The organism is Pseudoalteromonas luteoviolacea, from assembly GCF_018100925.1.
GTDB classification, from domain to species: domain Bacteria; phylum Pseudomonadota; class Gammaproteobacteria; order Enterobacterales; family Alteromonadaceae; genus Pseudoalteromonas; species Pseudoalteromonas obscura.
The window spans coordinates 133,869-154,470 of record NZ_JAGJEH010000003.1; the positions used below are offsets into that span (position 1 = coordinate 133,869).

At 44.2% G+C, this 20,602-nt stretch carries 5 protein-coding genes (1 of these 5 running past the window's edge); all 5 read right to left on the reverse strand.

The genetic code is table 11. The annotated features are described in order from the left end of the window. Tightly spaced (at most 52 nt apart), the 5 genes in view from J8M00_RS06570 to J8M00_RS06590 form a layout consistent with a single transcriptional unit that may run on beyond the window. On the reverse strand, positions 1-6,434 hold the 5' portion of the coding sequence (locus J8M00_RS06570) for a non-ribosomal peptide synthetase (RefSeq protein WP_211009521.1). It extends 6,058 nt beyond the left edge of the window; the window shows 6,434 of its 12,492 coding nt (coding positions 1-6,434); its start codon is at positions 6,432-6,434; its stop codon lies off the left edge, out of view. Next, positions 6,435-12,881, reverse strand: coding sequence for a non-ribosomal peptide synthetase (locus J8M00_RS06575; protein WP_211009522.1), 6,447 nt, complete (start codon positions 12,879-12,881; stop codon positions 6,435-6,437). Positions 12,882-12,911: 30 nt separating this feature from the next. Next, positions 12,912-18,086, reverse strand: coding sequence for a non-ribosomal peptide synthetase (locus J8M00_RS06580; protein WP_211009523.1), 5,175 nt, complete (start codon positions 18,084-18,086; stop codon positions 12,912-12,914). Positions 18,087-18,138: 52 nt separating this feature from the next. Further along, positions 18,139-19,734, reverse strand: a complete 1,596-nt coding sequence (locus J8M00_RS06585; protein ID WP_211009524.1) for an MBL fold metallo-hydrolase — start codon at positions 19,732-19,734, stop codon at positions 18,139-18,141. After that, positions 19,727-20,590 (reverse strand): homoserine O-acetyltransferase/O-succinyltransferase family protein, encoded by an 864-nt coding sequence (locus tag J8M00_RS06590; protein ID WP_211009525.1) that lies wholly within the window; start codon positions 20,588-20,590, stop codon positions 19,727-19,729. The genes J8M00_RS06585 and J8M00_RS06590 overlap by 8 nt, the downstream gene beginning before the upstream one ends. Positions 20,591-20,602: the final 12 nt, after the last annotated feature.

Below are 20,602 nucleotides of genomic sequence, written 5' to 3' on the forward strand. Positions count from 1 at the left end.
GCAGAAAAATCAACGGTCGTTTCATCGGTAATGATCACCAACGGTTGCGCATCACCAAGGATGTACTCGATGCGTTCAACGGGATAGCTGGCATCTAGTGGCAAGTAAGCGCCGCCGGCTTTTAAAATAGCCAGCACCGTCACTGCCATATCGCACGAGCGCTGCAAACACACTCCGACCAAGCTGTCTGGTGTGACTTGGTGTTGCTCCAGTAGGATGTGTGCCATCTGGTTTGCTTTTTGGTTAAGCTCGCTGTACGTAAGGCTTGTCTTACCATCGTCAACAGCCGTTTTATTTGGATAACGGGCTGCCTGCAACTCGAACACTTCATGCAAAGTTTGCTGAGAATCTTCAAACCCTTTCGGCGTGAGTGACTCTAACAACTTTTCACCGTCGCCAATGACGTCGAGCTGTTTTACGCACTGAGTTTGCTCGTTGAGCATACTCATCATGATGTTTGAAAGGCTGTCAGCCAATTGCTGAGCATCTGACTGCACATAGTGGCGGTTATCTAGCTCAAACCTCACTTCTAGGCTATCTGTCACCGATGCCGTCAATTGAATAGCAAAATTGGTTTTTTCGAAATGTACGAGGTCCGTTACATTGATCCCCGCTTCAGCCGATTTATTGCTAATTTGCTCATCTACAGGATAGTTCTCAAAAACCAGTAGACTATCGAATAGTGATTGCTGATCCGCAACTAACTTTTGGATTTCAGCAAGCGGTATGAAACTCATTTCACTCGACTCAACCAGATCTTGATGGATTTCACCTAACCATTGTTGCAAGGCTTGCTCTGGGGCCACCGTGACTTGAACTGGGATAGTATTGATGAAAAGTCCCATGATACTGTCGACATTATCGATAGTCGCTGGACGACCAGATACAACAGTACCAAAGCACACATTTTCATCGTTGGAATAAATAGACAGCGCATAAGCCCAAGCCGCTTGTAACAGCGTATTGATGGTCGTATGGCTCGCCTGCGCAAGTTTTTGCAACCTTGCCGTTGTATCACTATCAAAATGCAGCGCGCTTGATACTCGCTCGTTATGGCTAAGCGCTTCACTTCTATATAACGGGGTTGGCGTCGCTTTAGTGAAATCGGCTAAGCGCACTTGCCATTTTTCACGTGCTTGCTCTAAGTCTTGCGCACTTAACCATTCAATATAGTTGCGATAAGAAACAGGCTCATCCAGTGTTGTCTCAACCCCTTGCGTAATTTGACGGTAATATTGCGTAACTTCATCGAAGACCAACGTTAAACACCAACCATCAAGTAAGGCATGATGGTGAGACCACAACACTTTAATTTTCCCATCAGCAAGGGTGAAAAGTGTCAGGCGCATCAACGGCGCGTTATTAAAATCAAATCCAGCTTGCTTGTCTTCTATGATTAGCTGCTCAAGTCTCGCTTCTTGTTGTTCAATAGACAACGCTGAAAGATCATGCAGAATCCAAGGCAAAGATGCTTCTTTACGCACCACTTGATGACAATGACCCGCTTCAATCCCTCTAAACTCAGTTCTAAATATAGGATTGCGAGCAACCACCATTTGCCACGCCGAGATAAAGCTCTCGATTTCAATGGACTCCACCGTCAACAGAGTTTGAGTCACGTAACTCCCCTGCTCGCGCGTCGATTGGAACAGCAAACCTTGTTGCATGCCTGTAGCAGGATACAAATCTGCAATTTGCGCGTTTGCTGCCCATGCATTGATCTGCGTCTCGTCAACCGTAGCCAGCGGGAAGTCCGACTCACAATAGCGACCATGTTTAACATCGGCACAATGCGCGATGATGTCCACCAATGCGTCATTAAATGCAGCCATAAATTCTGACATTTCACTTGCGTGATAAGTACTGCTGTCATAGCTGAGGTTGAATGTAAGCTGGTTATTTTGCACCATGCCATTGAGCGCCATTAAGTGCTCGGCTTTTCTGGCAGGGCTGATATTTTCACCGGTACTATCAGATGCTAGGCTCATCAACTCCTGTTGCTCAGATGACGCGTCTATTTGGCCTAAATAGTTGAAACTAAGTTCACTTTTAGAAAAGCTTGCGGCGTCATTTTGCCTCGAACAATGCTTGAGTAAGCCAAAACCAAGTCCCTTATCAGGCACACTGCGATAAGCATTTTTAACTGCTGAGATAATCTCAGCAATATCCGAGCTTTGCGCAGGAATTGTGAGCGGGTAAAAAGTCGTGAACCAACCAACTGTTTGGCTGATATCCATCGCTTCAACAAGCTCATCTCGACCGTGCCCTTCGAGGTCAAATCGTATCGCACTCATATCACGCCAACGATTACTCGCTAAGCTCAATGCTGCAAATAAAAGCTCATTGATTTGAGTACGATAACTGGTATTGCATTTGTTTAACAACAAAGCAGTTTCGTTGTCACTTAATGTAAATTGAGCCGTTTCGCGAGACCCGTGAGTACCTGCATTTTGGGTATTGATATCGCTATTGGCAAAGTTTGGCACTGCAACACTTGCTTGCTGCTGCCAGTACTCAAGTTGATTTTGATAGTGCTCTGAACTGGCAAGCTCATGAAGAGACTCAGCCCATTGCTGGTAAGAAGTTGTTTTAGCGTTTAAAGCCAGAGTTTGCTTTTGTTCCCACTGCTGCACAAGCGTGTGAAGATCTTCGGTTAAAATACGCCATGACACGCCGTCGACGACCAAGTGATGGATAACCCACAGTAGTTTTCCTTGTTCCTTTTCCACATCGTGGAAGTACACAAGTTTAAATAATTCGCCTTTTGCTGGATTAAGTGTTTTTTGAATGTCGTTGGCATACGCTTCGATATTGATCTCTGGATGCGCATTTAAATCAACTAACTGAAATGCCTTATTAAGATCAAGCTGCTCTATAGGTAAAAACTCTGCTTGCCACCCTTGCTCTGATTTTTCAAAGCACAGACGCAGCGCATCATGACGCTCGACAATCAGCTTCACGAAATCACTGAATGGGCACTGTGCAAGCTTGCTTGATACATTGAGTATCAAAGACTGATTATAGTGATGCCATTGCGTTTCATCGGCAAAAAACTCATTGTGAATTGGCATGAGCTGCATCTGACCTTCACTTGGCGCTTGATCGTGAGTTTGTGCGTCTGTGCAAGAAACATATTCAGTCAAGGCACGAATGGTCTTTGCGGCAAATATGTCTTTGACTCTAAAGTGAAGCCCTTGCTGCGCAGCTTTTGACGCTATTTGGATTGAGAGAATTGAATCCCCACCGAGTTCAAAGAAGTTTGCTGTGACACTGATTTGTGCTTCATCCAGTTTCAGGTATTCAGCCCAAATAGCAACCAACTGGCGCTCAAGTTCGTTTTCAGCATGTACTATCTCGTCGTCCTGGCTCGTAAAAGAAGGTTCAGGCAGCGCATTGCGATCAATTTTTCCTGACAAAGTCTTTGGCCATTGAGCAACTTTAATAAAGGCAGCTGGGATCATATAATCTGGCAAAGCAGTTTGTAGTTGCTCGCCAAGTACCTGAGCTAATGCGCGCTCATCGGTGTGTGCACTTTCCACATACGCGATAATACGCTTATTGCCTGCATCATCTTGTGCAACAATGACAATGTTGGAAACAACACCGTCGATTAAAGAGATTTGATGCTCAATTTCACTGAGTTCAATTCGATATCCACGAACTTTTACTTGCTCATCAACTCGACCAACAAACTCTAATTTGCCGCTTGGTAGCGCGCGTACTAAATCACCTGTTTTATATAAACGGGCATTTTTATCAGTTGTATAGGGGTTTGCAATAAACGCTCGCTGAGTCAATTCAGGCTGATTGAGGTACTCTCTTGCCAACTGCGTTCCAGCTAAATACAACTCGCCAATACCACCGGCAGGCACTAAATTTAAGTTGTCATCCAACACCAATGTTTGAACATTTTTGTACGGTGTACCAATGCTGATAGGCTCCTCTAACGAGCATTCATTTGACAACACAGTCACCGCGGCCTCTGTAGGCCCATATTCGTTGATGACTCGGCACTGAGTGAGCCAGAATTCAAGCATTTTGCTCGGTACTTTGTCCCCACCAATTACAAGGCTTTGTAAGCTTGGGTAATTTTGCTCTGGGATCGTTTTCAACATCAGTGATGTCACTGAGATATGGCTGATATGATGCTGATCAATCAGTGCATAAAACGGTTCGTCGGCTTGCGCGATCACTGTAGTCGCACCAGAAGATAATGCACTGCACAGCAGCCCTATACCCGCGTCAAATGAGAAGGACAGAACATTCAACACCACTGAATTTTGATCAAAGGCAAGAATATCAGTTTGGTTGTCAATAAAGTTGGCCAAAGCGCCGTGCTCTATTGCAACACCTTTTGGTTCACCTGTGGAGCCTGATGTATAAATCACATAACTTAGGCTGTGCTGACAGGCATCTCCTTGGGGCTCAAGGTTTTCGCTGGATAAAGCGCCACAGAAACGCTCAAACCACATTGGGTCAACAAGGATTGTTTTTTGGCCCTCAAGTGGCAGTTCAGCCATGATCTCTTGTTCTGTCAGCACAATCGTCGCTGCTGTGTCTTGCAGAATATACGCAATTCTTTCTTCTGGCATACTAATGTCTACGGGAACAAATGCCCCGCCGGACTTAGCAACCGCTAGCATTGAAATAGCGAATTCAATCGAGCGATTCAAACAAATTGCGACACGGTCTTCACGCACCAACCCTTTGTCTTGCATACTGCGCGCAAGCTGATTGGCTTTTGCATTTAGCTCTGCATAAGTGATAGTGCCAGCGTCGCTTTGGATTGCAATCGCATCAGGGGTAGAGTCCGCAGCCTGCTCTACCAGTTGATGAAAATAATCTGCTGATGGTGTAGTCGTGAAATCTGGTAGTGCTAGGCTTTGCTGGGTGTCATCTAGCAATGATAGCTCTGCCAGATCTACATCTATATCGGCAGCAACCGTTGCCAGTACATGCACCAAGCTGTTCGATAACTGGTTGATTGTGGCCGCATCAAACAAGTCTGAAGAGTAAATAAATTTCACTTCTAACGTGTCATCAAGCTCATTGGCAGACACCATCAGATCTAACGGCGTTCTCAGATCTAAGTCTTTAAGTACTTCCAACTCCAAGCCTGCAAATTCGAAGCGACTGCTATGCGCTCCGGTGTTATTCATATTGAGCTCAATTTGGAACAACGGTGCATAAGCTGTGCTGCGCTGCGGGTTTACAATTTCAACAATGCGCTCAAATGGTACATCTTGATTTTCTTGGGCCAATAAATTTACTTCACGCACTTCTTTTAGATAATCTTGGAAAGTACCTGACGTTGGCTGTGTACTTTTAAGCAGCACTGTGTTGGTAAAGAAGCCAACCATATTAGCCAGTTCAGCCTGATTTCGATTCGCAACTGGTGTACCGATGACTAAATCATTTAAGCGCCCATAACGCATAAGCACGAGGGACAACGCCGCATGAATGAGCATAAATAAAGTACAATTTTCTTTTGCTGCCAACTGTTTAAGGGACGCTAAAAGCGCACTTGGAAGCTCTGAAACACACACACTTGTGTTGTAACTTTGGCTAACTGGACGTGGTCTGTCTAAAGGCAGGCTATGTAAGCTCGGGGCTTCACTTAGGTTTTCTAACCAAAATGACTCACTGCGGCTTATCACATTAGGTTGCAACCAGTTTCTTTGCCAGTTCGCATAATTCGAATAGGAAATTGTCAGTTCAGGTAGATTTGGTTGCTGACCGGCAGATAGAGCCTGGTAGGTTTCAATAAACTCTTTGACGAGCACTTGCATCGACCAGCCATCTGACGCGATATGGTGAACGACAACTAATAAAACTCCAAGGTCACTTTGTTGCTTCACATACGCGCAATCGATTAGCACATCATTGGATAAATCAAACTCGCGCGCGTGGAACGTTTGAGTAAACTGCTCTAATTCAATTTGCTGCTCATCGACATTTAGATGGCTGAGGTCCAATTCAGTGACTTTGAACGAATACTGAGGCTGAACACTGACTTGCGTTTCGTTTCCTACCTCATGGTAGTTTGTGCGCAGTGATTGATGTCGCTGGAGTAAAATTTCAAATGACTGCTGCGCAATATCTAGGTCAAAACACCCTTTTATTTTTGCAGATAAAGGTAAATTGTATTGGCTAGAACTGCCTTCAAGCTGATCAATAAACCAAATTCTTTGCTGCTGAAAAGAGATAGGCTCATCGGTGTTTTCAGCACAAAATTGCGCAATTGAACTGTGCTCAACAGACACTTTTTGTGATTGCGCTTCATTTAAGTAAGCCAATAATTGTGCTTTATTTTCCTTGATTAAGTTTAGTAATTCAGGCTTTAAACCACCTTTGTGTGCACGCGCTTTAAGCTTTCCATCTTGCAGGTAAACTTCAACACCTTCTTTTGCCAATTTGATAAACAAATCTTTCATTTACAGTTCTACCTCTTCAATATCGTCGTGCGATAAATTTCTTAATTCTTGTTCTAATTGTTTATGGATCTGCAGATCTGATATGTGCTTGGATAATGATGCTAAATCATTCAATTCAAATAACTGTCGCATGGTTAACTCAATACCAAACTTGGCATTGAGTGATGCTACAAACTGGGTTGCCAACAGTGAGTGACCACCCACTTCGAAAAACGATGCCCGCATATTAATCACACTCACTTCCACCCCGAGGACATCGGCGCAGATGCTGGCGAGTTGCAGTTCATCGTCACCGTCAGGCGCTAAAAATGTGCTTTTTGTGGGTTCAGTAATTAAACTATACAGTGACTTTTTATCGGTTTTTCCATTTGGTGTAAGAGGCATGCTATCCAACAGATAAACATGCTCTGGCACCATATAATTGGCGAGTTTTAGGCTCAACTCCGAACGTAGTTCAAAATCAGTGCTATCCTGCTGGGTAACAGCAAATGCCAATAGACGTTTGTTGCCGTTATCACCATCTACACACAAGACAGCACCGTCTTTTACTTGTGATAAAGACTGCAACACACGCTCAATTTCACCCAGTTCAATGCGATAGCCGTTTACCTTGATTTGGCTGTCCAGTCTGCCCACAAACTCGTATTGGCCTAATTCATTGACACGCACCAAATCGCCAGTTTTATACAAAGTGGTGGGTGAATAATTTGGCATAGATACAAACTGTTGTGCGCTTAACTCTGGACTGTTGTAGTAACCAGATGTCACACCTAACCCACCAATTAAAAGCTCACCAACATGTCCTTGCGGCACCGGTTTCTGCCATTTGTCCAACACATAAAACTGCGTATTTACAATTGGCTGCCCTATGGTGAGTTGATCTTTCTTAATTTCAGAAATTGACGACCACACTGTTGTCTCTGTTGGGCCATACATATTGAACATGTGACCACCTAGGTGGTCCAGTAGTAGGTTTGCTTCTTGGGTTGCAATGCCTTCTCCACCAACCAGTAGTGCTTGGAGTTGCCCTAGTGCTGCAACCCCTTGTGCAGAGCGGTTCCATCCCTTCACGAATGACGGCGTACATTGCAGATGCGTCACGTTATTTTCAATAATCAGTGTTTGAACGTCTTGAACAGACAAAGCTTGTGTAGAAAACATCGACTGCTGGAACTCCACTCGGCGTCGAGTAGGCTCATCTAAGCTTGCCAATACCTCATTTGAAACAAGCCCTTTGACTGGCTTTTCAGGCATCAGTACAACTTCATGGCCTTGGCAAAGGGTCCAAAAAATCTCTAACACTGATATATCAAAGCAAATACTGGTTACTGCTAACCAACGCTGGGGGGGTTCGTGCGGTGCAAAATAATGATTAAGACCGGTGAAAAAGTTCACAATGTTACCGTGCGTAACTTGCACACCCTTAGGCTTTCCAGTTGAACCAGATGTGTATATCACATATGCCAGTTCTTCAGCGTTTGAGGCACGACGCTCTCGTACCACAAGCTCAGGGTTACGCGCCAATTGATCAACACAGATCACGTCAATATCATCACTGGGGGCGATTAAACCTTGCATGCTCTGGGTAGTCAAAATACAACTAATCCCAGCATGTTCAATAATATAATCTAAGCGTTCAACGGGATAACTTGGGTCAAGTGGAACATATGCCGCACCAGATTTAAGAACACCTAGCAGCGAAGCTACCATTAATTCTGAGCGCTCAACAAGCACCCCCACTAATTGCTGCTCTGATTTGTTTTGTGAAACTAAACGGTGCGCGACACTGTTCGCCATCTCACTGAGCTCTGCGTAGTTGGTCTGCTTGCCTTGATAAATTAATGCAGTTTGATTTGGCGCGCTGGCAACTTGCCTCTCAAACAACTCATCCATACCAACGGAGTCAATATCAATTGCGCTGCCAGTGCCAACACCCGCTTGCCAGATGCGCTCTTCATCTGTGATGAATTCATGTTGAGAAAAAGCCAGCTCAGGCTGTTCAACCAAGCTAGCGACGAGTCTTTCAAAGTGACTCCCCATTCGCTCGATGGTTTTCTCTGCAAACAATTCCGTGTTGTATTCCCACTCCAATAACAATCCAGATCCGTCTTCTGAAACGTTCAGCGCTAGATCATACTTAACACCGATCTCTTCACTATCATGCACCTCGACATCAAGTTGTGGTAAGTTAAACTCAGTTTTGTCATTGTTTTGCAGCGTCAGCATGATTTGGAAAAGTGGGCTATGCTGCACGCTCCGTTCAGGATGCAATGCTTCTACTAACTGCTCAAAAGGAACTTGTTGGTGCTCGTAAGCAAACAACAACATCTCTTTGCTCTGGGCTATCAAATCAAGAAAACTTGGCTGGCCGCTTAAGTCACTTCTCAACACCAGCGTATTTACGAAGAAACCGATCAGATCTGCGACTTCCGCTTGTTCCCGGTTAGCAATTGGGCTGCCTACAACAATATCTTCCTCTTTGCTGTACAAAGACAGTAAGGCACTAAAGCTAGCATGTAGCCCCATAAATAATGTTGCTTTAAGTGATTCACAAACACGATATAGCTTGTCTGAGGTGGCTTTACCAATGCGGTGAGTGAACTTTTTGCCTAAAAAGGTTTGCACCTCTGGTCTTGGAAAATCGAGCGGCAGCTGATGAACAACAGGCAAGTTTTGCAATTTCTCTTGCCAAGCATCGACTTGCTTTGAGAGGGTTTCCCCTTGCAAAACCTGCCTTTGCCAAGCGGCATAATCAGCATACTGAATAGGCAGTTCCGGTAGGTTAATTTGCTGCTTTTCTACTTTCGCTTGATACAGTGCGCAAAATTCATTGATAAATAGAGTTAAAGACCAGCCATCTGACGCGATATGGTGCATTGTTACAAGAAGTAAATGCTCACATTCACTTGTTTTAATTAAGTGTGCTCTGAGCATCAGATCTTGCTGTAAATTGAACCCTTCACCCTTTTCTAACTCAATAAGTTGCTCAACTTTGGCATTTTTCTGCTCAGTCGCCAACTCACTTACGTCATGAAAAGGCACGTGCATATCTACATCGGACAAAATCGATTGAAGCGGCTCTGCTGAGCCCTGCTGACGATAAACCGTACGCAATACCTCGTGACGGTCAACCAGCTCCTGAAGGCTCGCTACCAGTGCACCTTCGTTCAGCGTACCTTTAAGAGTTAGGACTGCTGGAATATTGTAGTGTGCATTTTGACCTTCAATTTTGTCTAGCAACCAGAGTCTTTGCTGCGCATATGACAGTGGTAAGGCTTGGTTGCGATCAGCTCGCTCAATGCGCTCCGCTTGCTTAGGCAGCAAGCTTTCAATTGCACTGGCTAGCTGACTTAAAACAGGCTGCATAAATATCTGCTTAAGCGCCACTTTTGTGCCTAATTCTTCACTCAATACTGCCGCCAACCGCGTCGCCAAAATTGAGTGGCCGCCAAGGCTGAAAAAGTCATCTGTGCGACTAATTTGTGGCACATCAAGCAAAGTCTGCCAAACACCAGCAATCAATACTTCCAATTCAGTTTCTGGGGCTTGGTAGTTACTCTCTGTCAGTCGCTGGGATACTGGTGGAAGCTTTCTTTTGTCGACCTTGCCATTCACCGTTAGCGGCCAGTCAGAGACCGCTACAAATGCACCTGGCACCATGTAATCTGGCAGAGCTTCACGGAAGCTGTTTTTCATTTGCTCAAGATCTATCGCTTCGTCGCTCTTGAAGTATGCAATGAGCATATCGTTCTCTACATCCGCGATTACACAGGAATCAGTGATCCCAGCAAGGCTACTTAACACCGTATCGATGGCGCCTATTTCAACCCGGAAACCTCGTATTTTTACCTGATCATCCGCTCTGCTTACGTACTCTAACTCTCCATTGGATAGCCAACGCACAATGTCGCCACTGCGGTACATCAGTGCTTGCTCAGATTGCGCAAATGGGTCGCGCACGTAGCGCTGCTCAGTTAACTTGGAATTATTTAAATAGCCACGAGAAACACAATCACCACCAATATATAACTCACCATTCACACCTAATGGTGCTAGATTTCCACACTGGTCAAGCACGTAGCAGTGGGTATTCGCAATTGAGCTACCAATAGAAATGCTGTCATGCCAACTATCAACATCAAAGGACATGGTATTAGATGTACAAACATGTGTTTCAGAAGGCCCATACTGATTAACAGTACGGATCTGACTGTGTCGCTTAAAGAACCTTCTGATTTCTTGAGTTACTATCAATAGCGCCGCTGTCGAAATAACCACTTCAACATTACTGAGGTAAATATCATTGTCATTACAGTAGCAAGCGAGCATTTGCAGCATAGGATAAGGCAAGTTCAACATGCTGATTTTTTTGTCTATGATAAGCGGTACAAGGAGTTCTACATTGAACTGCTCAGATTCACCTATCATGTGCAAGGTGCCGCCCTGAAGCAGTGCCAGGAATATATCTGTAAAGCTCATATCAAATGCAATAGACGAGAACTGTAAAACGCTGTGTGCTTTGTCCATTTCAGTACAGCTACTTCTCATACCTTGGATCATATTGACTAGAGGCTTGTGAGGCATGCTGATAAGCTTGGGTTCGCCAGTAGATCCAGAAGTCGAGAGGATATATGCCAAAGTATCGACATGTTGACTATCGTTTAAGTTGATGGTGTCGAATGATTCAAAGGTCGTCCAGTCAGATACATTAACCACACTCGGGGCTGCCTCACTAACTAGGTGAGCACAACTGTCTTTGGTGACAACCAATTGCAAACCAACATCGTTTATACGCTTGGTGATAATTGACTTTGAATACTGAATGTCCAGTGGCACATATGCACCGCCCGCTTTTAAAATCGCCAGTGTGCCCAAAATTAATTCTGTTGAGCGCTCAACACACAGCCCAACCAAGGAATCAGGCCCAATGTTGTGCTGTTGTTTTAAGTACTGTGCGAGTTGGTTTGCTTTGCTATTTAATTGCTGATAAGTCAGTTTTTCATTATTGAACACCACTGCAATTGCATCCGGTGATTTTTCTACCTGCGCTTCGAATTCCTGATGCAAGCAGCGCGTTACACTGGAGGTTTGCGGATAAATACCATTAAAGCCATCAAGTAAATGGCTAGTCTCTTCTGCACTCAACAGGCTTGAGCTCATCACTGGGCTGTCGACGCTATCGATAATTTGTTCAATTGCACGCTGAAAGTAACCACAAATTCGCTCGGCAAAGTCAGTCGAAATTGACGCTTTGTCATAGCTCAATAACAGGTCTAGTTCCCCTGTCATTTTTAGATTAAAGGTGGTCGAAACTTTAAAGTTACTCTTTTCAATTATCTCGCCATCAAGGATTTGGAACCCTTCGATTCCCTGCAACCCTTTGTAGACATGAAAGTGTACGAAGTTAAAACAAAAATCACTGATTGGGTTATTCTGTTGCTGAACGATGTTAGCAAAAGGATAGCGACGAAAGCGCATCTGCTCTTTTTGCTGCTCAATCACCTGTTCAATCAATTGACGCCACGACAGTGAACTCAAGTCCGCCCTTATAGCCTGCAAGTTAACAAACAGGCCTGCGACATGCTCAGCGCCCTTTTCTTCTAATCGACCATTCACAACAGATGTGACAGTGGTGTCAGTGCGGCTTGTAAGCATTGCGGCCACACGCAAGTAGGCCGCCATGAGTACGTCTTTTAGGCGATATTTATTATGTTCACAAAAGCGTTCTAGCGCCAGTATCGGCAAGCCATGAGACAGCGTACTAACCGCTATTTTTTGTGACTCACCTTTAGATGTTACTGGGCTGTATTCATGATCACTGAGCTTCTCTTGCCAGTATGATTTGGCCACTGCATTGTCGTTTTCAAGCAATTCAGCTTTGACAAAGTCCCTATAGGTAAGCCCGTTTTGAGGTCGAATTGGTGACTCACACAAGCCCTGTAGGCTTAAATACATCTGCAGCAACTCGGAAATTAAACTTGCCATACTCCAGCCATCAAGAATGATGTGATGCGCATCAATAAATAGCTGAAACTCTGCTGGCTTTACCTCGACCACTGAGAAGCGGATCTGGCTTGGCGCAGATAGGTCGAAAGGTGTATGCAGTAACTTCTCAATATGTTCGGCAATAAATTCCGATTGCTGCTCAGCGCTTTGCTCAGAAATATCCTGTGCGTCAAAGCGTGTAATGCCATTGGCATAAACCAATTGCATCGGCTTACTAAATTTGACTAACTCAAATGCAGTTCTCAGTACAGGGTGCCTATCAAGTAAATAAGCAATCGCTTTGACAAACTTTTCTTCATCGAACTTTCCACTAATTCTCAAGCGAAATACATCGTGATAAAGCACTTCATCTTGCTCTTCACTGTAATGAAATAGTAGGCCATCCTGCATTTTGCTTAACGGGTAAGCATCTACAACTTTATTGGGTACATTAAGTGACATTTATATAGCCCTTATGCTTATTATTCTTTTCTAGCTAATATTTAATGATTCGAGAATGAGTTTGTCTTCTTCACTCAGCATATCGAATGACGCATCTTGATTATTTTCAGACTCAGTTTGTTCTGGTTGCATGCTGCCTGATTGGCATAAGTTACGAATTGTTTGCTGTTCAAAAATGTCGGCAACCGACATCAGGTAACCTTGCTCTTTCACCAATGCAATCACTCGCACAGCGGTAATTGAATCCCCCCCAAGATCAAAAAAGCTCTCTATTACACTCAGTGCTTCTTGTTCCAACACTTGGCACCACACATCATGTAATGACTGCTCTAGGTCGTTTTCTGGCGCGACGACAAGGCTTGGTTCACTAGATACAGGCAAAGCTGTATTTGCCAATTTATCCCTGTCTATTTTGCCGTTCGGTAGCAGTGGCATTTCGGACATATGAACGAAGTGTTTTGGGATCCAATTTTGATGAAGGTTCTGTTTTAAAACCTCTTTAAGCTGAGCTGTTGTAGGAGGAGTCAAGCTCGACGTTTCGTAGTAGGCAACCAATTGATTTTCTACCTTTGCCACAAGCGCAGAAGCAATACCAGATTGCGCTTGCAATAGTGCTTCAATCTCTGCGGTTTCCACGCGCATACCGTTGATCTTGATCTGCTCATCCACACGACCTTGGTATTCAAGTAAGCCATCACTGTTTACTTTCATCAGATCGCCTGTGCGGTAAAATCTGGCAGACTTTCCTACCGCGTGTTCAATAAAACTGCTCTGATTTTGCGATGCCCGGTTATGATAACCCTCACTGACGCCTGCACCGGCAATAAGTACTTCGCCAATCAGGTTGGTTGGCACAATATTTTGTTCTTCATCAACGACGTATAGCGTCATATTGTCAATCGCCTTACCGATTGGCAGGGATTTTAACTGTGCCACTTGTTGTGCTGGTGCAATATAGGCAGCACTAATATCAGTACACTCTGTCGGGCCATAGATATTCGCTATCTGTGCGTGACATTTTGCATGACTTAACCATGGCTTAAGGCGCTCCAAGTCTGTTGCCTCTCCACCAAATGCGACGAACTGCATGCCATGCAGTGCACTAAAATCATCTGGTTGAGTCGCATCAACCAATGCATAGAACAGGCTTGGAACACAGTTAATGTGTGTGACCTGATTTGTCGCAATCAACTCTGCATAATGCTCTGCGTCAAAAGTCCCCTCTTCAGGCAATACCAAAGTCGCGCCACACATCAAAGGTGCAAAGATATTTTTTATCGACGCATCAAAGCTCAATGGAATAGGTTGAAATACAACACTGTGTGTATTCATTGAAGAGAAGTTAATGTACCAGTTGCACAGGTTGTTAAACGAGCGACGACTCACATTAACGCCTTTTGGTACGCCACTTGAGCCAGAGGTATAAAGCCTATACACCAACCCCGAGTCAGTTGCCGATTGAGTAAGGTTGCTCTCAAGCTCCCCTTCTAGCAAGCTGTATTCATCATCTAACTCTAACAGCGCGCCATCGTAATGAGACAAGTGTTCATGTTCAGGATCTGTAGTAACAATCAGGTCAAGTTCATCATCTGCAATAATATTTCTGATCCGAGTTACTGGATAAGCTGGGTCTAGCGGCAAAAATGTTGCGCCACATTTGGCTAAAGCCAGCAGTACCACGACTTGTTTGAGTGAACGCTCAATATGGACACCAACGATGGCACCACTCGACACATCAATATCCTGTAAAAAGTGGGCAAACTGATTGGCTAACTGGTTTAAATACGCATAGTTGTAACTTTGTCCATTAAACACCACTGCTTGTTTGTTTGGATGCTGCGCGACAGCTTGCTCAAACATTGAAACAAAGTCGGGAATGGACTCTGCGTCAACAACCTTGCCTCTGTGTGCTTGTTCATACTCGTCGATACACAGTGACGCTAAGCTAATGTCCTTAATTTCGCGACTCGGCTCACTCACCGCCTGCTCAAGCAACACAAGGTAATCTGCAAGGAAACGCTCCACGGTTTGTGCGTCAAACAATGCCGTGTTGTAGTGGAAATTGATATCCCAATTGTCCGTTTCATTTTTGTCTATGCTCAGTGTTAAATCGAACTGTGCCGTATTGGTTGCTATCTCAATTTTAGAAGCCGCGACATCGGACAGCGCCAATTGCAAATTCGCCTTACCGTTGAGAATAAACTTGGTTTGAAAAAGTGGTGAGTAACTTGAGTTTCGCTTTAACTTCAAGTTATCAACAAGCAAGTCAAAAGGCAGATGTTGATGGTTCAACGCACCATTCACCACATTGTGGTTATCAGCAATCAACTGTGACAGTGAATGCTCCGCATTAATGACTTGGCGCAATACCAATTGATTCACAAAGTAACCAATGACATTCATGGTCTCACTCACTTGGCGGTTTGCGCTGTCTGTACCGATAACAATGTCTTTGCTGCCGCTTAGTCTATATAACAAGACCTGATAGGCTGACAGCATCACAGTGTACAAGGTGGTCTGATGCGATGCTGCGAGGCGCTCTAGTTTGCGCTGAATCGATAAATCTAACGATTGAGTGATACGACTGCCTGCGAATGATTGGGTTTTATTGCGAGGTCTATCGTATGGTAACAGCAGTAGCTCCGGCGCACCTGCGAGCACATCTTGCCAATATTCAATGCCACTATTTAGATGGCCTTGTTGTTTTTGCCACAGTGTACAGTCTATATACGAGAGTGCAGGCTCCCCTAGCGGCTGCTGCTCGTTATACAAACAGTTAATTTCTTCGATTAACAGCTCTGCTGACCAAGCATCAAACACGATGTGGTGCAGCAAGAAGCTCAACACAAGTTCATCATCGCCTAACTGGGCGATTTTTACTTGCAAGTTGTGACCGCTTTCCAGGTCGAAGTCACTTTGACCATGACGCTGTAAAAAAGCATCAAGATCAGAGGCTGGTATCGTTACCAAGTCATTTTGAAGTGCCACTATATAGGGCTCGACAATTTGTTGGATCAGCGTATCGTCTTTGACTATAAATCGCGTGCGCAGTGCCGTATGGCGAGTAATTACTTGATTGATTGCCCATTCAAGTTTGGCAATATCGGTTTTTCCTTGTAGCTTAAAAGCGACATGTAACTTGAGTGTTGCGCGCTGATGTTCGATTTGATCTAATACCCACAACGCCTGTTGCCCATAAGAAGCAGGCGCTTCCATTAAACCGGATGCAGGTATTGTGTTTTGGGGTGTGACTGCACCATCAATAGCACTCAGCTTATCTATTTCAGTAGCAAGTTCACGAATTGTCGGGTGAGCATAAAAGTGCTCGTGGTTAAGCTGAATTGCAAAAGTGCGCTCAATCTCTGATACCACTTTTGCCGCATCGAGAGAGTCCCCCCCTAACGCAAAAAAGTTCGTATCTACACTGATATCTGCTTGATTGAAGGCTCGTTGCCAAATCGTATGTAGCTGAGCTTCCGTCTTGCTCATAGATGTCATAGGGGTATCTAGTTTGTCGCTTTGCCCCTCATTACACAAGATGTTGAGCTGCTCAGATTCAAATAGCATTTTTGTATTTGCACGCTGCACTTTACCACTTGAGGTCAAACTAAGTGTACCTTGACGAATACAAATAATTTCTGCTTTTAAATCAAACTGCTCTGCCACCGCTTGTCGAGCTAGTGCCGTTAAGTCACCCAGATTTTCTTTACGCGCAGCGCGGGCAAAAACTTCTTGCACCACCACAAGGCGCTGCGATGGCCCTTCACCTGTTGTGAATGCTGTGGCTCTATGGTTTACAAAAGCTGGATGCAGATCACTGACACATTTTTCTATATCTTGAGGATAATAGTTAGCACCTCTAACAATCAGCACATCTTTGATCCGACCTGCAATATATAGGTCTTCTTCGAATACAAAACCAAGATCGCCCGTTCTCAAAAATGGACCATCTCCTTCAGAAGTAAACGCGTTAAATACCTCAGCCGTTTTGCTTTCATCGCCCCAATAGCCTTGCGCGATACTTGGGCCTGATACCCAGATCTCACCGCATTGACCATCAGGCAATGTCGCTTTAGTGTCTTGGTCAACAATCTTAAGTGTATGTTTGGGTGGTACTTGGCCACAACTTACTAAACGCTGGCCATCTGTCTGCGCTTTTTTAGCGCGTCGATTTGCCAGTTCAGCTTTATCAAATTCTACTACTACGGGGGCACTTTGCGGTTGACCACCACTAATAAACACCGTCGCTTCTGCCATGCCATAGCTGGGATATAATGCCGATGCGCTGAAGCCAACAGTATTAAACTTGGCAACAAATCGCTCCAATGTAGCGGCATGAATAGGCTCTGCTGCGTTAAATGCAATTTTCCAGCAAGAAAGATCTAAGCCTTCTAGGGCGTCTTCTTGAATTTTATCTACACAAAGGTCGTAAGCAAAGTTAGGCGCTCCGCAAATTGTTCCGCGATACTTGTTGATCGCCTGAAGCCAAAAGCTTGGCTTTTGGACAAACGCTGCTGGTGCCATCAATATAGAGTGAGCGCCAAAATAGACAGGTAGTAATATGGTATTAACTAACCCTAAGTCATGAAATAGGGGCAGCCAGTTGACGAAAATATCATCTTTTGAGCACCCAGTATTTGCTTCTAAACCCTGGATATTTGCCACTATGTTGTCATGCCTAACAACAACACCTTTTGGTACCCCAGTAGACCCAGAGGTATACTGAATAAACGCTGTGTCGTTGCTGTTCACAGATGCCAACACATCAGCTGCGTCAACTTGATTCAGTGTTGATAAGCTAAACAACTGACCACCTTGCAAGTCATCATGCTCTGATAAATAGTCACTCAGTGAGTCATGCAAGCCATTGCTCGTTAACGCGATGCGCGCATTACAATTTTCAACAACCTGTTTTATCCGCTCCGTGCGCTGCTTCAACCTCGGAGGATAAAGTGGCACGGCCATGCGGCCAGCGTATAGGCATGCAAAAAACAGTTTGATGAACTCTAAACCTGGGGGGCACAATAAGAGTACCGGCTCGTTAGGCTGCGTTAAATTTGACAAGCGACCAGCTACGTCACGCGCAACACTATCTAGCTCAGCATAGGAAATGGTTTCTTCATTCTTATTATCAATAAAGGTAAACGCTGGCTGTTGCGGTTCACTCAACGCTCTTTTTTGCAAAACATCAACTATTGAATTCATGTATATCTTCTTACTTTTATTATTTTTATTGAGACCTGTGATTTATTGGCAACTAACTAAAAACCCAGTGCTCTCTTCCTTGCAGCTGTTTTGCTGGTATGCCTTTAGAGTGACATTCATCAACCAGCATTTTTGACTGAACCAATTGCTCGTCATCCTCGTTGTAAGAGATCCCCATGAAATAGCCAAACCAAGGTTCAATGCCCAAAGCATAGACGTATACACTTTTCGCATTGAACGCGGCGGCAATGCTTGAAGCGGCTTTGTAGTCTGAACCGTTAAAACGTCTACTTTCGTTAACTTCACTCGAAACTGGTGAAGTCAACAACGCGCCGTATAACCATCTTAGCGGCCCGCCTGTGCACTCCATGCCGATGAACAGCACATCAACATCGCCATACAAATCGTTGAGCCTTTTGTACAAATAGGGGTCTATGTTGGACGAGTCGGCTGCTGCCATGATCTTTTTGCCTTTGGACTCTATGAGCCATGCAGATTTGCTGCGAATATTGACGTCTGCATGCTCACCAAGAAATGGCATTGCAGTTATTGTGATGTCTTCATGATCAAAGGTATCTAAATCTTCTACTTCAACTACATTTGAAAACCCCAGTGCATTTAGCATCAGCTTCATTGATGGGTCAGCTAACATACCTGAGTTACTCTTAGGAACCGCAATTTGCTTAATTTTGTGCTTGAGCTGCAATAGGGTTTCAATGCATAAATGGTCCATGTGCGTATGAGTGACCATCACACAATCGATGGAGTCTGGTAAATCATCAAAAGTGACTTTGTTCACTTCCTCATCGTTCATATATGCAAGAACAGGGTCTACCATCACAGTTGCACTTGCAGTTCTAACCATCAAACCCGCATGTCCAAGGTAGTCGATCTCAACCTTACCCTGTTCAACGGGCTTTGCGGTTTTCTTCGGGGGCGTAGTTGTAAATAACTCTTCGAAACTTAAGCTTCCCTCAATATCGAGTGCCTCAAATTGGGCCGCGATGTCATCGAGCTCTTGCGGTACATCACGCATACTAAATAGCGTGTTCACAAAAGGATGATTGAGTGGAATATTGAGGTGCAAATGATCGTCATCAGCAAATCTTGGGGTCGACAGTACAAACTTTCTTTCTGAGCTGTGTAGGCGACCCAAGCAAACAGATTGGGCACATTCTTTATAATAGGATGTTTTATAAAATAGGCTTTCTATCAAGCGAAATGACGGCTGGTTATTCAAGTCATAACATAGCTCTACAAGACCTCGAAGCGGATCAGGTATTTTTTCATAAAGAGGCTCAAGTGACATGCCTTTGGCCTCTGACAATAACATTTTGTCCAGTTCACTGATGGCATCTACTAGCTCAAATAAATCACCATATTGGTCGCGAGATTTTGCTATTAGCTGCTTAACATCATCAACCTGAGATAACGGTAAATTCATCAGCGAGCTGCCAGTCATTGACTTTGCCTTGACTGATTTTGCGTGGATCTTTGCGTTCGCGACAAAAGATTTCATTGAACGCATATGCTGATTCACTAAATTCATAGCTGCTGTCGCTGGTGACATCAAATACGGCCACATAAACCATTTGTTAAACAACGGTTCAAAATAAACATCAGGTCGTAAATAAACATGATTACTCATAAAATAAGACATCTCCATTTGTTGATTCTTGTAGTAACGGTGCCATTGCAGCTTTTTTTATTGAGGTTAGTTGCTGCAACCAGGTCACAAAAAATTGTTCAGAATAGGATTTCCAAAAATGTTTGGGGTCATTTAAATCGAAATTGACTGGTGGCACTGAGTTGGGATTGTTGGCAGCATCTCGCAACCACTCATTTAAAACACGATTCGACGTGTATTCAGGATGACCCAAACACATGGTGTTCATTTCATCCGTTGTTTGAAGTATCGCATGAGGGTAACAATCGTTACCGGCAAGCACTGTCACATCGCCTTTTACTAGATGGCTATGGACATCGCTTTCATTTAAATGTGCATAAATGCTAAAGGGCATTGGAAAGCTTTGCTTTAAACACGAATAAGCACTATAACCGAACGACTTATTCTGCATGTCGTAGATGCCATTGTGCTTTTCTTCTATCACTTTTTTGTCAATACCAATGGATTTAGCGATTGCCAACGCTCCCCAGCATATGCCCAATAGAGGAATGCCGCGACGCTGCGCAGACTTAATGAGTGCCAGTAGTTCTTGCCAATAAACGACTTCTGAAAATGGCAACTTTTCAACCGGCGCACCAGACACGATCAATCCATCTAACTGGGTCGTTGCTGTCACTTCAGAGTACAACGAGTATGGAGGCTTAAGTGCAGTCGGTTGAGAAGCTGAACTGGGTTTGCTGCTCAGTTTCAGCCAGTGTAGTTTTGTCGAAATACCCAAACTTGAAAACAAAGTTTCAAGTTCATTTTGGTAATTATCCAAATCCGGCATCAAATTTAAGATGCCAATATTTAATACAGTAGATTTATTTTTATACATTTTTTCAAACCT

Bases quoted from the DNA above. Each gene is read 5' to 3' on its own strand.
- J8M00_RS06585 (WP_211009524.1), bottom strand. From the start codon at position 19,734: ATGAGTAATCATGTTTATTTACGACCTGATGTTTATTTTGAACCGTTG.
- J8M00_RS06590 (WP_211009525.1), bottom strand. From the start codon at position 20,590: ATGTATAAAAATAAATCTACTGTATTAAATATTGGCATCTTAAATTTG.
- J8M00_RS06575 (WP_211009522.1), bottom strand. From the start codon at position 12,881: ATGTCACTTAATGTACCCAATAAAGTTGTAGATGCTTACCCGTTAAGC.
- J8M00_RS06580 (WP_211009523.1), bottom strand. From the start codon at position 18,086: ATGAATTCAATAGTTGATGTTTTGCAAAAAAGAGCGTTGAGTGAACCG.